The organism is Dendronalium sp. ChiSLP03b, assembly GCF_034531165.2.
Lineage (GTDB): Bacteria > Cyanobacteriota > Cyanobacteriia > Cyanobacteriales > Nostocaceae > Dendronalium > Dendronalium minutum.
This window is the reverse complement of record NZ_JAVRBR020000075.1, coordinates 16086-31175: the sequence shown is the minus strand read 5'-3', so window position 1 is coordinate 31175 and position 15090 is coordinate 16086. Positions and strand designations below refer to the sequence as shown.

General features: G+C 40.5%; 12 protein-coding genes. 5 read left to right on the top strand and 7 right to left on the bottom strand.

The window, feature by feature from the left end:
- The first annotated feature begins 191 nt into the window (after window positions 1–191).
- Window positions 192–1595 carry a collagen-like protein gene (locus tag RMY31_RS19005; protein ID WP_322658082.1) on the top strand — a complete coding sequence of 468 codons (1404 nt, stop codon included), beginning with the start codon at window positions 192–194 and terminating at the stop codon, window positions 1593–1595.
- Between the two features lie 103 nt (window positions 1596–1698).
- Here RMY31_RS19005 and RMY31_RS19000 read toward each other — a convergent pair whose 3' ends face one another.
- From RMY31_RS19000 to RMY31_RS18985, 4 genes are all read right to left on the bottom strand, one after another.
- A complete protein-coding gene (locus RMY31_RS19000; protein ID WP_322658080.1) occupies window positions 1699–2271 on the bottom strand; it encodes a nitrate transporter in 573 nt (190 codons plus the stop codon).
- Between the two features lie 308 nt (window positions 2272–2579).
- Window positions 2580–3155, bottom strand: a complete 576-nt coding sequence (locus RMY31_RS18995) for a TIGR04376 family protein (RefSeq protein WP_322658079.1) — start codon at window positions 3153–3155, stop codon at window positions 2580–2582.
- 151 nt (window positions 3156–3306) lie between these two features.
- Window positions 3307–4431 carry an NYN domain-containing protein gene (locus RMY31_RS18990; RefSeq protein ID WP_322658078.1) on the bottom strand — a complete coding sequence of 375 codons (1125 nt, stop codon included), beginning with the start codon at window positions 4429–4431 and terminating at the stop codon, window positions 3307–3309.
- Window positions 4432–4541: 110 nt separating this feature from the next.
- Window positions 4542–5330, bottom strand: a complete 789-nt coding sequence (locus tag RMY31_RS18985) for a D-alanyl-D-alanine carboxypeptidase family protein (protein WP_322658077.1) — start codon at window positions 5328–5330, stop codon at window positions 4542–4544.
- Between the two features lie 345 nt (window positions 5331–5675).
- Between RMY31_RS18985 and mnmG the strand changes: the two genes are divergently transcribed.
- On the top strand, window positions 5676–7598 hold the full coding sequence (gene mnmG, locus RMY31_RS18980) for a tRNA uridine-5-carboxymethylaminomethyl(34) synthesis enzyme MnmG (protein ID WP_322658076.1): 1923 nt from the start codon (window positions 5676–5678) through the stop codon (window positions 7596–7598).
- Window positions 7599–7829: 231 nt separating this feature from the next.
- Complete coding sequence (locus RMY31_RS18975; protein WP_322658097.1) at window positions 7830–9242, top strand: hypothetical protein; 1413 nt, start codon at window positions 7830–7832, stop codon at window positions 9240–9242.
- 130 nt (window positions 9243–9372) lie between these two features.
- On the opposite strand, the gene RMY31_RS18970 is transcribed toward RMY31_RS18975, so the two are convergent.
- The 3 genes from RMY31_RS18970 to RMY31_RS18960 form a co-directional block, all read right to left on the bottom strand.
- Window positions 9373–9609: a hypothetical protein gene (locus RMY31_RS18970; protein WP_322658075.1), complete on the bottom strand. Its 237-nt coding sequence runs from the start codon at window positions 9607–9609 to the stop codon at window positions 9373–9375.
- On the bottom strand, window positions 9606–9770 hold the full coding sequence (locus tag RMY31_RS18965; RefSeq protein ID WP_322658074.1) for a hypothetical protein: 165 nt from the start codon (window positions 9768–9770) through the stop codon (window positions 9606–9608). The genes RMY31_RS18970 and RMY31_RS18965 overlap by 4 nt, the downstream gene beginning before the upstream one ends.
- A gap of 124 nt (window positions 9771–9894) precedes the next feature.
- Window positions 9895–10683: an N-acetylmuramoyl-L-alanine amidase gene (locus RMY31_RS18960; RefSeq protein ID WP_322658072.1), complete on the bottom strand. Its 789-nt coding sequence runs from the start codon at window positions 10681–10683 to the stop codon at window positions 9895–9897.
- Window positions 10684–11242: 559 nt separating this feature from the next.
- Between RMY31_RS18960 and RMY31_RS18955 the strand changes: the two genes are divergently transcribed.
- Window positions 11243–11815, top strand: coding sequence for a Uma2 family endonuclease (locus RMY31_RS18955; RefSeq protein WP_322658096.1), 573 nt, complete (start codon window positions 11243–11245; stop codon window positions 11813–11815).
- 666 nt (window positions 11816–12481) lie between these two features.
- Window positions 12482–14872 (top strand): tetratricopeptide repeat protein, encoded by a 2391-nt coding sequence (locus RMY31_RS18950; protein ID WP_322658070.1) that lies wholly within the window; start codon window positions 12482–12484, stop codon window positions 14870–14872.
- Window positions 14873–15090 lie beyond the last annotated feature (218 nt).

Sequence of the window (15090 nt, the reverse complement as noted above, 5' to 3'; positions counted from 1 at the left end):
TATATAAGAGTGTTCTCAAATAACTAAAGTAACATTAATGACGTGTTCAGGGATGCGATCGCATCCGTAATACATAAAAGTAACCATTCCGATTTATTAGAAAATCTCAGTATCAAACCCTACTTGACAACAGGGAGCAAATTCTCGTAATTCACCGTCAGGAGTAATTAAAACAATCTAGATTTACCCTGATGGACAAAGGTTTTGGGATTAAACTGTCACTTTTATTAATATTCTGCTTATCTACTAGCTTTTTGCCTGCCTCTAGCTCAGTTTTATGTCCAGCAGTTGCTTCTGAGAGATACGATTTAGCAGGTAGGGAATATAGCACAGATGGTCGTAAAGGTGATGATGGTCGGTCAGGTAGAAATGGTCGTGACGGCGAGAACCAAAATATTTTTGTCAATAGTTCACCAGTAAATCTTGACTTGTCTGGTGAGGATGGCGAGGATGGTGAAGATGGCGAACGTGGTTATAGACCAAACTGCGATCGCCAACGTGATAACGTAGACCATGATATCAACGCACCAGATGGCAGTGCTGGCGGCAATGGCGGTAAAGGAGGAGATGGGGGAAATGGTGGTTCCCTCACCGCCTATTACACCAATTTGGCAGACTTACGGAACATTCTCGTCCGTGCTACCCCAGGAGAAGGTGGAAGAGGTGGTCGGGGTGGCAATGGCACAGCAGGTTGTAACTGTCGCAGGCGGAGTTGGGAAGTGGAAACTTGCAAAGGGACTCCTGGTAGCCCCGACCATAAATGTACTAAGAAACGCTACAGATGTTATTCTGGCAGCCATGGGCGCGACGGCAGCAATGGTAGCGATGGCAAGCAAGGGCGCTTGGGAATTTTGAGTATTGTTAACAGCAAAGAACCCTTGGCAGCTGATGCTCCAACCGTAAAGCTAACAGTTTCTGAACTGACGGGTAAACAGTTCAACCTCTCAAAGAACAAATGGAATCTTCGTCAGGGAGCAACTTCTCTACTTGCCCCTGGTTCTGTCATTGCCGATGAGTACCGAGAATTTGAACAGCGTTTGGAACAAGCTTTGCAAGTGGTTTGGCAGGAAAGAGAACCCATTGCTAACTTTGGTAATGAAACTATAACAGTGAGTTTAGAGGATAGTAAGCAAGTGGAAGTTACTTTCCCTGAAGATTTGTGGGTTGATGGTAGCAGCAAAAACGAGGCTAACTTGACTACGTTTACCGTTAACCATGCAATTCCCAAAAAAGATGTTACCCGGTTAGCAGTGTCAGAATTTGCTGATGCAGGGCAAAACTTGAACTTGAAAATAGTCGATTTAGCAGCCAAGTCTGACGTAATTCAGACTCAGTTTCGAGTAAAGTTTCGGGCGCGAGATGACTCTCGTGGCTTCTCGGACTATAAAACTGAATATGAAGGGGACATTCCTGCCGAACTTGTGACCCGCGACTATAACCGTTTTATTATCGCTTTAGGTAAGTTGAAAATTCCTGCTGATGCCCTCAGCCCCGGTATCAACGTCGATGTTGAAGTGGTAGCAACTCGCTCTTTGGCAGGACGTTCCGCAAAACAAAGTATTAGCTGGCAGGGTGCTATCCGCAAGGCTAGATAATTTCCACCAATTAAAGAAGGCAGTCTCCATAAAAAACTCATCGCCATGGATGAAAAAGGTATCTTCCCTTCTGCCCTCTGCCATCTGCCATCTGCCTTTCTTGTTAAGAGGATTTTTTACCGTCAGAGGCAATCTGAGAGAGAAGATTTCCTGCTAAATCTAACAACTGATCCATTAAACTACCGATGATAGCAATGTATAGTATCATCTGGATGATGTAATTAATATTGCCAGCTTTATAAGCATCCCAAAGGAGAAAGCCAAGTCCTCTTGGCCCGATCAACATTTCTGTGGCAATAACTGTAAACCAAGCTACCCAAATGCCAACTTTCAAAGCATGAAATGTATGAAAAATAGCTGCCCGAAAGTTATTATTTTGTCTGCGAAAATGTTGCATACCTATTGCGGTATTAATGATAGTTGACCAAAGAGTGCCAATAAAAACTATCACTATGGTTGCAGGTTCGCTCTCTCTAAACACTATGAGCGAGATGGGTAGCAAGACTATAGGAGGGATACTATGTGGTATTTCAAATAACCGCTTTAATACCTGATAGATTGTGCCATTTATGCCTATTAAATATCCAATGAAACTACCCAAAACAGCGGCTGGTATGTAACCTACAAATAATTTTTGTAGGCTAGCTAAAACATCTAAAAATATAGTAGGTTCCATGCCTCAGTTCTCATTTGGAACGTCTAGGGAATACTGCGGCAATAACAAAAAATACCGAATAGATACACGGAAAAAAAGGCTGTGAAAATCGGCTTAAGTCAAATTTATCAGAAAATTAAAGCTCAATTAAAAAAATAAATAAAATCTCAATAATTCATCTTTTAAATGCTTATAGTCTAGAAAATAGATAAATACCATTAAAAATAATTTTTATATAATTAAATACCATTCTGTAAGAGGTAATTGGTAAACAGTAACTAGCGAACAATTTACAGAGCGATCGCTGATTACTGTTTACTGAAAACAGATTATTTACCCAGATTACGCTTCATCTGCTCTAACTCATCTTGGGTTTCCCAGCGGCGAAACTTGTCTTCTAACTCATCAAATCCACTGGAATAACTGCTAGCTGGATTCCACCAGCCATTGGTTTCTAAGCGTTGCTGGGTTTGAGCTTTAGCGCGGGCTGTCTGTGCTTCAGCTGCTTTAGCTTGTACCTCTTGTCGCCGCACCTGAATTTTCCGCAGTAGTTCTTTAGATTGATCTATGCGTTCTTTCAACCCTTGCATGTGTCCCCAGCGCTGATTTCCTTCACGCAGTAGAGCTGCTTCTCTCTGTTGCGCCGCAGCTGCTAAATCTTGTCTATTAGCATTCTGTGCCTTTTGCACGCGGATGTGCCAACGCTGAATTTCTTGAGCGGTGGACAAAATTTCCTCTTGCGATCGCTTTTCTTGTATTTGTAAATCTGCAATCAACTTTAAAGTATCTTCTTCTTGCTGCCGCAGCTGCTCTAACAGCGCCTCTAACTCCAAATGTGGATTGTTACGCAAGAATTCTTCTAAACGGTTTTCTAGAAACCGACTCAAATCATCAAATAAGCCCACTGCTAGCACTCCAGAGGTCGGATGTGTGACTATTTTATTGTAGTAAATTATCGCGGGTGCAAAAAATTGTAACAGTATCCTGCTATTGATGGTATGGATACTGCTGCGATCGCCAGTCTTAATATTTAGATAGGACTGCTATTATATTATATTATGTTCTCCTATTAATTCTTGGCCCAACCCAATTAATATTCTGATTTACACTTTCTGTTTCTGGCTCAGGTATTGAAATAACATGATCGCAAACAGCCGCAAGCACTCTGTTAGTATGGTTTTTATAAGCACATACAATTACTGTTTTTCCATACTCATGTAGCTTTTTTGCCAAAGAAGCAAATGCACCATCACCTGAAACAATAACAAATACTTGTAAATTTTGACGAATATGAGCTAATTCCATGACATCAATTGCTAGTTGGATATCAGCTGCGTTCTTTTTATAGCTATAATCAAAAAGTTGAATTGGTTCAATACCAAGTTCTTGAATTTCATTTTTGAGAACCTTTAATCTACGATCGCTCCAATTAGTATAAGCGCATTGAATAGAAATTTTATTAACTAGATTAAGGTCTGCTATACTTTTTTGAATCTGCTTGAGAGAAAAATTTAAATTAGGATTTCTTCTCCCCATCGTCAGGTTTTCAATATCATAAAAAATAGCGGTATTGAAATGTTCGATTAAAGATGAGGTTTTAACTTGTGTAATGTTTTTTTCCAAACAACTATGTCGCTGCTTTAGTTCTTCTAAATCTGTTGTTAAAGATGTTATATGAGTAGTATTAGAAGTATTTGCTTCTTGCTTTAACTGAGTAATCTCTATTTGTAAATCATCGCATTTCTGTTTTGATTGTTGTAATTCCTGCTGAAGCTGTTCAGTCAGGAGATTTATCTGATTATGGTTTTGGATATTATTTTCTTTGAATTCCTCAATTATTCTGCATAGAATTTGTTGGCGTTGATAATAAGCTACCACCAAAGCTTGTTGGGTACTATCCCATTCTTGTGGACAAACTTCACGGGAACAAACCTGTAGAACTGCTTCATAACCAGCGATCGCGATTTCCAGATTAATAACAGGATTTCCTTGTTCAAATACCTGAATAATTTTACTAAATTTGAAAATTATTTTTGCTAATTTAGGAGATGTAGTAGGTTGATTGCTAAACTGCTCAACAGCCCATGTTCGCAATAGTAAAGCAAAGTTATGATTGAGTTTGTCTAAGTTCTGCTGTAAAAGTGGGTGTACTTCTTGATTTTGGTAGGTTGCTTTTAACAAATCAAGTAGAAAGTTTTGCGACTGATGGATGATTCTGCTTGACATACTATATCCCTGATTAAAATGCAACTATTAGTTAAGTTTTCCCAACTTTGTATTACATCTAACACTTAAAGTGGTGTCAACCAATAGCTAATTCCCCTAACAACTTTGTTTTTAAAACCAAATAGGGGTAAATCTTCTTCAGGTAAACCTATATACGTCCAGTGGGGGACATCATTTTCTACAGTCTGAAACCAACCGTTTTGATACAGGACTTCTCTCTGCTTTTGATTGGATATGCGTAAATCAATTGCTAATCCCCAGAGATGTTGTGACGTTCCAGGTGGCGCAACTACACCAAGAATTGTTGTTTCTTTGCCCTGTCTTACTTTTTCTAAAGTTTTGTTATTAGCATATTTATGCCAAAATCTTAAGTTGGTGGCAAAACTGCGAGTGCAATCACCCTCACCATAACCTGATTTGAGAGAAATATTGTGTGATGCTCGCGCATTATCTAAAGCTTCTGCTGCTGATTTTTGTAAATAACAGTCTTTAGTACCATCAACTTTCTCCATAGTCAGGGTACTTTGAAAATCTTGAGTTTCTTGCTCGTCAGCAAATATTACTTTTGGTGGTAATTTAATCGCTACTTCTTGATTTACAAATACAGCGCCATATGAATGTAGCAAAATGTATTCAAAAGTACCAGGGTGAGGAATGCTTGGTAACTTATTAGCGATCGCAGACAGAAATCGCTCTTGGTTGCTGAGTTTGAGATTAGGGTTAGGTGTACGTAATATGGGATATTTATCAGTACATGATGATGAATTTGCAGTTAAGCACTTATTTGATAGTTGAGCATTCGTAACTAATTTATCGTGATTTATCCCATTACTAGCAACTACTGCAAAAATCATAAAAATAACAATAGTGATAAATTTTATCTTTCTCCTAATTCGTTTCGTTTGTATAAAAATATATTTTAAATCAATAGGTAATAGAAAATAGGTAGTAGATTTTTTCACGGATAATTTAGGATTGCTAGATAATTGTAATTTTATATATAAAATAGCAAGGCAAAAATCCTATTTAAAATAGAAAAATAGCTGAGAAAATAAGCTTTTAACTTCTGCTCTCTGCCTTCTGCCTCTTGCCTTCTTATACTAGTTATTTTGATAGCTTGTTTATCAGAAAAACACCTCCATGAAAGCACTGGATCGGTTAGAATTATCATTGACTCTAAGTTTGTTAATGCTGTAAGTATGACCATGCACAATTCCGTTGAATTCCAAGACGCTTTTGATGTGATTGTCGTCGGTGCAGGTCACTCCGGTTGCGAAGCAGCACTCGCCGCTGCCCGCCTCGGCTGTCGTACTCTGCTACTGACACTCAACTTAGATAAAATCGCTTGGCAACCTTGTAACCCAGCTGTGGGTGGCCCTGCTAAATCCCAATTGACCCATGAAGTCGATGCACTCGGTGGGGAAATTGGCAAAATGGCAGACCGTACCTACCTGCAAAAGCGTATCCTCAACTCTTCACGGGGGCCTGCGGTTTGGGCATTACGTGCCCAAACAGACAAGCGCGAATACGCAGCAGTGATGAAGAATATTGTTGAGAACCAAGAAAATTTGACCATTCGCGAAGGCATGGTCACAGATTTGGTGCTGGGTGCTAACGATGAAGTGATTGGCGTTGAAACTTACTTTGGTGTGGCATTCCAATGCCAAGCGGTAATCTTGACAACCGGCACATTCTTGGGAGGCAAAATCTGGGTTGGGAATAAATCCATGCCAGCAGGACGTGCTGGGGAATTTGCCGCTGAGGGATTGACACAAACTCTCAATCGCCTAGGATTTGAAACTGGACGATTAAAGACTGGGACTCCGGCGCGGGTAGATAAGCGATCGGTTGACTACAGTAAAATGGCAATTCAGCCGGGAGATGAAGAAGTACGCTGGTTTAGCTTCGACCCAGAGGTGTGGGTGGAAAGGGAACAAATGCCCTGCTACATTACCCGCACCACTGCCGAAACCCATCGCCTAATTCAGGAAAATTTACACCTGTCGCCTGTTTATGGTGGTTGGGTAGAAGCAAAAGGGCCGCGTTATTGTCCCAGTATTGAAGATAAGATTGTGCGCTTTGCTGATAAAGAAAGTCATCAAATCTTTATCGAACCAGAAGGACGGGATATACCAGAACTATATATCCAAGGGTTTTCCACAGGGTTGCCAGAAAATTTGCAACTGCAAATGTTACGTAGTCTCCCTGGCTTGGAAAACTGCTTCATGCTGCGTCCGGCATATGCTGTGGAATATGACTATTTACCAGCAACCCAATGTTACCCGACACTGATGACCAAAAAGATTGCTGGGTTGTTTTGTGCGGGACAAATTAACGGCACAACAGGTTATGAAGAAGCCGCAGCGCAAGGAATTGTGGCAGGAATTAACGCAGCTCGGTTTGTGCGCGGTCAGGAAATGATTATTTTTCCCCGCGAGCAAAGTTATATTGGAACGCTGGTTGATGACCTATGTACAAAAGACTTGCGAGAACCTTACCGGATGCTCACCAGCAGGTCAGAATATCGGTTGCTACTGCGTTCTGATAATGCCGACCAACGGCTGACACCCCTAGGACGAGAAATTGGTTTGATTGATGACCGCCGCTGGGAGATGTTTATTAGCAAACAGGCACAGATTGCTACTGAAAAAGAACGACTATACGCCACAAGAGTTAAAGAACATGAAGAAATAGGGATTGCGATCGCAACTGCTTTTGGGCAAGCAATCAAAGGTTCCATTACCCTAGCTGACTTACTACGTCGTCCGGGATTTCACTACGTTGATCTTGAAAGTTACGGACTGAGCAACCCCGAACTCAAGCAAGCTGAAAAAGAAGGCGTAGAAATTGACATTAAGTATTCTGGCTATCTTGCTAGACAGCAAAATCAGATTGAACAAATTGCACGTCAGGCACACCGCCAGTTACCTGCTGATTTGGATTACACAACAATTGATACCCTTTCTAAAGAAGCGCGGGAAAAGCTCAACAAGGTAAAACCGCTCACTATCGGTCAAGCTGCACGTATTGGTGGAGTGAATCCGGCCGATATTAATGCCCTGCTAATATATTTAGAATTGCGTAGAACCAAGACCCAGTCAGTGTTTACAGCGTTAACTTAACTTAAACTTCATGAAGGGTGAGTATAGTAGAAAAGAGGGAAACTAGTATGATAGATGACATAGATTAAGTACTGGCATCATCAGCAGTCTCCGGATTCAACTTGAACTTAATATTACCGAACCATCAGCTCGTCTAGATTGAACGAGCGATTGGATATTTCTTTAAAAATCCTGATTCTCAGGCAGTAGGGGCGGCGTGCCCCGTACTAGCAGCCATAACCCACAATGCCTATGTTACAAGCATTCAGCACCGATCTCATTATTCCAGAACCATCAGAGGACTTGCTCGCTAACGAGCCTTGGTCGATAGAAATCTATGCTGATGGCTTGATGGATGAACTATTTTCCGATATTGATGAAATTTTGGATTTTAGTGGAAATCTGCCTTCCCAAACTTTAAAGTATGGCAGTCGTGTATCACGTCGTTCTAAAGAAGAAACTAACTCACGCGAGAGGTTTTACAAGTCGGCTAATCCTTCTACACCAATACCTCCAGAATACGAGCAACTGCAAACAGTTAATGTACCGCAGATTGTTTTGCCAAATGCACTGAACCGGACTGGACAAGCCGTCACTCAACTCAGAAACAAACAAATGAGTACGGTGGTGGTTGGCACTCCCACTGTGCTATCAGTTAGCCAAAGGTATCAGCAAACCAAACGTGCTTTAGGCAAACTGCTAATTTTGGGAACAACCATAGGTGTAGCGCTCGCAGGTACAATCTACTTCATACACTCTGGAGTACTACTGCTTCTCACTTCCAGATTGACCCAGCCCATTTATACACCACAGTCGCAGTTATCTACAAAAGCAGATGTTGAAGCCGATTTGGTTGACTACATGCTGGGAGCTTTAACAGTTATAGATAAGCAAGATACGACAAATAATCAACTATCTAGCCGGACAGGACTTCCGAATCGGGTAGTCTCTAACCCAAGCGCCATTGCTTTTGCTAGCACCCAGCCTGTTGGTAAGCTACCACCTCCTCTGGCTGCGAACAATACACCACTCTCACTCAGTTCTAACCGTTCCTCAAACGTCGTCGAGCGCATTTACATACCTGTTTATCAAGCGCCGTCGCCAATGCGCTACGCGCCCCCACCCATTCTTGGCAACCCCAGAGTCATACCACCAGTAGCAGCTAATTCCAAGACATCTCAACCTAATATTGTCAAAACTGCTCTGAATCAGGTAAGACAAGCAGCCAAGCCCGTAAATGTCAACATGATGGCTGCTGCTGTACGTTCCCAACTGAAACCTTTAGCTGTGCGAACTGCACCAATCGACGTGCGGCAACCATCCAGCCCTCTACCTGCATTACCAGTTGTCCCATTCGGTGCAGCACCACCAAAATTGGCGGCCACAGCATCCACTCCAGAAACTGCCTTAGTGTCATCAACAGCTAGTCAGCAACAGGGATATTTGTCCACTGCCGCGGCTATTCCTAGCCATACTTTAGAGGGGTTACTAGAGTTGGGCAACAAATCTGTTGCTTTATTTCAAGTCGATGGCGTGACTCGCCGCATCAAAATCGGTGAGGGCATTGGCTCAAGTGGTTGGACATTAGTAGATGTCAGTAACGGTGAAGCTGTAGTTCGCCGCAACGGAGAAGTGCGATCAATTTATGCAGGACAGAAGTTGTAATTGAGGCGATCGCTTTTAGATTAATATCACTAAAGAGCGATCGCTTCTAAATTTATTATCTGTTTTTGTTTTTAAACGACATTCCCGAATAGTTGACTGTTAAGGTTGACAGTCAACTATTGACTTTAATTTAGGCTCTAACTGGTGGGTTAATTTCAAAGTGAATGTGATGATCGTGACCGCTAGCCAACTTACAAAGCCCTTCTGTAATTAGCTGCGGATCGTTGAAGAAAACTGTTCGTACTAGCTTTTGCTTGCGAATAGATTTAAGAATCGCTCGTGTCGCATCTCGATCGTATTCAGAACTGAACCAAAAAATACCACCGAAATTCCCATTTTTTTTAGGTAAGAAAACATCACACATCATGCCAGTTTCATGTCCTTCATGGTCAGGAGTATCGCCGCCATGAGGCAGGCTAACATCATTTTGATCTCAGTAATCTTGGCATCATCAAAGCCAAGTTGTGTCAAGATTGCCCCTAAATCTGTATTAAAATATTTATTGGTTAAATCATCTATTAATAGCATAATTTTATCTTGTCAAAAATCATTTCATCAAGTTCATTTAAAAAGTGTTGTGTAGAGACGTGAATAGACATGCCTCTACAAAGTTTGTCAAGTATATTCAGTCTTAATTGTTCAGATATTACTTTTACTTAGTTCCTGTTACGACTGTTGCATCATCTTTTTCACGAACTTTGCAATGTCCAGCAAAAACAAAATGTTCGTCACGGTTTCCTTTAGTTTTATCAGACCATTTCACCCAGTAATGCTGTTCTTCAAAACGAGCGTCTAACACTGGGTAATTTCCAGGAACAATATCAACTAGCGTTTCTTGAAGTAGAGTTGATGCTTGGTCTGTAGATGGTTTTAAAATAGTTGGTACTGTAATTTCCAAAATATAATCTTTATCAGATTTCAGTGAATCTTGCTTTGATTCACCAATTAAGCCAACTTTGATAGCTTCTGCCATTTTTTCGGCATCAAAGCGATCCATATCTGTTTTGGAATCGCAGAAGCAGCATTCTATTAAAATAGCCGGCATTTGGGTATGTCTTAGAACGAAAAAAGCTGTATCTTTGACACCTCTATCTCTATACCCAAGTGCAACAATCTCTTTGAGGACTGATTTAGCTATACCTTTTGAGGCGTTACTAATACCATAAACTTCTGTACCATCAGCTTTCGAGTTGAATTTGTTAAAGTGAATTGAGACAAAAAGATTTACATTATTAGCATTTGCTATATTAACTCGTTGCCACAGAGAATGATTATCACTGTTAGCATTTGTGGGAGTACAATCAATAACAGTGTTGCCAGCAGCTTTAAGTTTTTGGATCAACAATGTACCAACTGCTTTAGTCAAATCATCTTCTTTTTTAATGCCTATTGCACCTGTATCATGAGAGCAATTGTGTCCGATATCAATACCAAATTTCATAATTTATCTCCTATTTATTAGTTTGAAAAAAGTATTTATTTGACTGAACAATTCTCATTAATAACCTCAAGGCGATCGCCCTGTCGGTGAGAAAAAGTGAGTTATTACTGTAAAAAAATGTAAAGTTTGCATAATTCACTCATGAACCAGTGAAATCTCAGCAAGTTTAAGCAAGAAGTTGGTCTAGCTGACAATGATGACACAAGAGGCTGTGAACCTAGTTGAAACTCTTTTATGCTCTACTCAGTTTGGGCAAAAACTCAATGACGTTCAATCTGTAGTCTTTCGGGAAAGTTGGGTAGGACGCACTTATGTAGCAATTGCCAATGAATTAAATTATGAACACGACTATATTAAACAGGTTGGTTCCCAGTTGTGGCGATCGCTTTCTTTGGTCGTTGGCGAACAAGTTTCTAAAAAAAATATACAAACTGTTTTACATCGTTATCAGCAGCCAGCAGTTGCAAATCATATTACACAAGATTGCAAAGCCATCAACTTAAATACTTGCCAAGTAAATAAAATCAAACAAAGAAAAGCAGCCAGCCAAACAGAGACAATTACGAACCAAGCTATTGAAGGAGCTCGCTGGACAATTCACGATTTAGAAGTTTTACCCGAAAATAAGTGGACGCGCTACGAAATTATTAATGGAGAACTCTCTGTAACTCGCACTCCTCACCGCCGCCATCAACAAGTTTGTGTTAAGATTGCTCGACAACTCGATACTTGGTCAGAGGTGAGTGGATTAGGGGAAACAATTGTGACTCCAGGGGTACTTTTTTCGGAAGCAGATAGCGTCATACCGGATGTAGTTTGGGTAAGTCGAGAACGACTAGCTCAAATTGAAGATGAAGCAGGACATTTGACAAGCGCACCAGAGTTGGTGGTAGAGGTATTATCCCCTGGTAAACAAAACGAACTTCGAGATAAGGAAGCAAAACTGAAACTTTATTCAGTTCAAGGGGTACGTGAGTATTGGATTGTCGATCGCTTGACTAAACAAGTCGAAGTTTATCGGCGAGAAAAAGCACAATTGGTTTTAGTTGCTACTTTGTTAGGCGATGATGAAATGACATCGCCACTTTTATTAGAATTTTCTTGTTCCATCCGTTGCTTTTTCCCGGAATAATGTGATGGTGAATTGGTATTATAGCAATCCTAAATTATTCATAATAAATAAGATTCCCGACTTTATATAAAAATCGGAAATCTTGCTATTTTAATTTTCACAAATTAGATAGGATTGCTATCTGAGGGATTTCAGACATTCCAGGTTTCGCGCCACAGATGTTTAATTTTTTGAATTGTCTCTCCTGTTTTTATTGCCTCCCAGCCATTCTGTTGCCGTTATAAAGCCAGAGTTATCGAAATAGCTCCCATCAGCAACGTGATAATTCCTATCTGGAATATTGATACTATTGCGACACCAATATGTAGTGTGTCTTCGCAGAAAGTATGGTTCTACCGATGAGATAAAGATGGTGCGTTCACAAATTAATGCACCCTCCGAATATTTGGATAATTTATTTCTTGGTATTGGCTGATTCAATTGATACTCTAAAACCAATCACTCTGTCGGTGAGAAAAAGTGAGGAAATAATGTGAATTTCTGTAAATATACTGTGATATTTTTGGCAATATAGCTATTAAACAGGTTGATTCACAGTTGTGGCGATCGCTCTTTGAGATAACGATCGAGAATTTATGTGTAAAAAGTCAGATTGACAGAAAATTTTCCGAAAATAGCGGTAGTGGAACTGTAGACTAAAGTGTAGACTACCCTCGTCATTACAAAATGGATGCTGAAGCAGCATTAGCATGGTTAGATACCATAATTCCTGCTCAGACCGGGGAACGGTTGAGCGATTTGCAAAAAGTTATTCTTCAGCAAGTTTGGTTGGGTAGAAAATACTTGGATATTGCTCATTCTTACGGTTGCACAGAAGGACACGCTAAGGATGCTGGTTCCCAGTTATGGAAGTTGCTTTCTCAAGTACTGCGGCAGAAAATTACCAAAAGTAATTGTCGAGAGACTTTAGAACGATGTCTCAGGAAAACCAGTGTAATCTCTAATTTGCTCGATTATTCGCGATCGCCTCACAACTCCACCCCAAAACCAGAAAATACCAATTTTATCGGACGAAAAGAAGCGATCGCTTACCTCAACACTTTGGTAGATCGGGGCGCTAAAGTCATTGTCATCCAAGGCGAAGGAGGCTTAGGCAAAACTACTCTAGCGCAGCAATACCTGCAAATGCAGGAATTTGAGTTGGTTTTAGAATTGCTAATGGCGAAGGAAACGCAGAATATCACCCCTGTGGAACGTGTAGTAGAAGAGTGGCTCAAACAAGACTTTCATGAAGAACCTGGGGTAGAATTTGGGGTAACGTTGGGACGACTCAAGCGCCAACTCCACAGTCGGCGCATTGGGGTGTTAATTGACAATCTGGAACCAGCATTAGATCGCCAAGGTAGATTGATTGCTCCTCACCGCAACTATGTAGAATTATTGCGAGTTTTGGCTGATGCTAGGGTGCAATCTGTAACGCTGATTACGAGTCGCGATCGCTTTTGCGAATCTGGGCTGAATGTAGATCGCTATCGGCTTCCTGGTTTGGATCGAACTGCATGGCAACAGTTTTTTAGCAATCACGGGCTAGCCATGGACTTGCCAACTTTGCAAATCATGCATCGCACCTATGGTGGAAATGCTAAAGCAATGGGCATTCTCTGCGGTTCGATTCAAGAAGATTTTGACAGTGATATGGCTGTTTATTGGCAAGAAAATCATGCCGATCCTCTAGCAGCAACTGACTTAAAAAATTTAGTAGTTAGTCAAATTAATCGTTTACAAACTCTCGATCCCCAAGCTTATCGCTTGCTTTGCCGTTTGGGATGTTATCGTTACCAAGATATACCGACCATCCCATCCCAAGGAATGTTTTGTTTACTTTGGGATGTCTCACCTTGCCAACATCGCCAAATCATTACTTCCTTAAGAAATCGGTCTTTAGTGGAATGCCATAAAGGCGAATACTGGCTGCATCCGGTGATTCGCGCAGAAGCGATCGCTCATTTACGCAGCAGCGATGAGTGGGAAATCGCCAACCACAAAGCCGCAGAATTCTGGACAGATGGGATGCAAAAAATCGAAACATTTAAAGATGCTTTGCAGGCTCTAGAAGCATATTATCACTACATAGGAATTAATGAATTTGAGTTAGCAGGCAAGGTCATTCTTAAAAGCAGAAATAATCAATGGCAACAGTTTTTACCTCTTGGTAGTACTCTCTATCGTATGGGGTTAATTCAACCTATACTTACTGCCATTAATCAAGTTGCTAGCAATATTCAAGATGACAAAAAAATCATTGAGTTATACAATATATTAGGTGATTTATACTGGATTACTGGCAAAATTAATTCAGCAATTAACTGTCAAGAAAAAACAATTAGTTTAGCAACTCAAGCCCTGAAATCCCTTGTCCCACAACCAGAAAATAAACATACAGTCTACTACCTCCGAATGTTAGAGGTAGATTCCCTCTTAAGCATTGGTATTTACAAAATAGATTTATGGGAACTAGAGACATCAGCCAAGTTATTCCAACAGGTAATTTACTTAGCTCAAAATACCGACCATCATCGTTGGGTAGAAAAAGCCTCTGTGTGTTTAGCCTTGGTAAATTCGTATTTAGGTTTATGTGATGCCGCCTATGCATTAGCAGATATGGCTTATCACAACATCACCAAGGAAAATCTTGTGGTAACCGGAAGATTTGCTTATTTTATGCAGATTTTGGGCCAAACCTACGTCAATTTAAGGAATTTTGAAAAAGCTAATGAAATGTTATGTCAAGCTTTGACATTTGCAGAAGAAAGTCACTACATGCAGGTAAAAGCAAAAACACTTAATAGCTTAGCAGAAATTAATCGACAACAAGCTGATTTTGAATCAGCCCTTACAAATCATCTAGAAGCAATCGAGCTTTTGGATAAAATAGGTGCTAAATGCGACCTAGCTGAAGCTTATTTTCAATTTGGTTTGACTTATCAAAAGATGGCAAAGCCTGATAAAAGCCAAGTTAATTTCAATCATGCAATTCAGCTATTTACCGAAATAAAAGCTCCGAAGCAAGTTGAAAAAATTTCAATAATTGCCTGTAGTGAAAAATCACAAGTTTAGGAACTTCCAACTAAAAAAATCTTACTGTAAGTGTTAATTAATAACTGATGACCAAACCCTTCGAGCAGGGAATAGGCTAGCGGTGAAGGGGTATAGGGGTTACAGTGTATACGTGGTCAAAACCCTTACACCCTTAGCACTCAGTCTCAATAAAGAATATTGTTGCATAAATTCTAATGTTAGTCAGATTTCAAAGTTGGGAAGAATGAAGTTTGGTG

Bases quoted from the DNA above. Each gene is read 5' to 3' on its own strand.
- RMY31_RS19005 (WP_322658082.1), top strand. From the start codon at position 192: ATGGACAAAGGTTTTGGGATTAAACTGTCACTTTTATTAATATTCTGC.
- RMY31_RS19000 (WP_322658080.1), bottom strand. From the start codon at position 2,271: ATGGAACCTACTATATTTTTAGATGTTTTAGCTAGCCTACAAAAATTA.
- RMY31_RS18985 (WP_322658077.1), bottom strand. From the start codon at position 5,330: ATGATTTTTGCAGTAGTTGCTAGTAATGGGATAAATCACGATAAATTA.
- mnmG (WP_322658076.1), top strand. From the start codon at position 5,676: ATGACCATGCACAATTCCGTTGAATTCCAAGACGCTTTTGATGTGATT.
- RMY31_RS18975 (WP_322658097.1), top strand. From the start codon at position 7,830: ATGTTACAAGCATTCAGCACCGATCTCATTATTCCAGAACCATCAGAG.
- RMY31_RS18970 (WP_322658075.1), bottom strand. From the start codon at position 9,609: ATGATGTGTGATGTTTTCTTACCTAAAAAAAATGGGAATTTCGGTGGT.
- RMY31_RS18965 (WP_322658074.1), bottom strand. From the start codon at position 9,770: ATGCTATTAATAGATGATTTAACCAATAAATATTTTAATACAGATTTA.
- RMY31_RS18960 (WP_322658072.1), bottom strand. From the start codon at position 10,683: ATGAAATTTGGTATTGATATCGGACACAATTGCTCTCATGATACAGGT.
- RMY31_RS18950 (WP_322658070.1), top strand. From the start codon at position 12,482: ATGGATGCTGAAGCAGCATTAGCATGGTTAGATACCATAATTCCTGCT.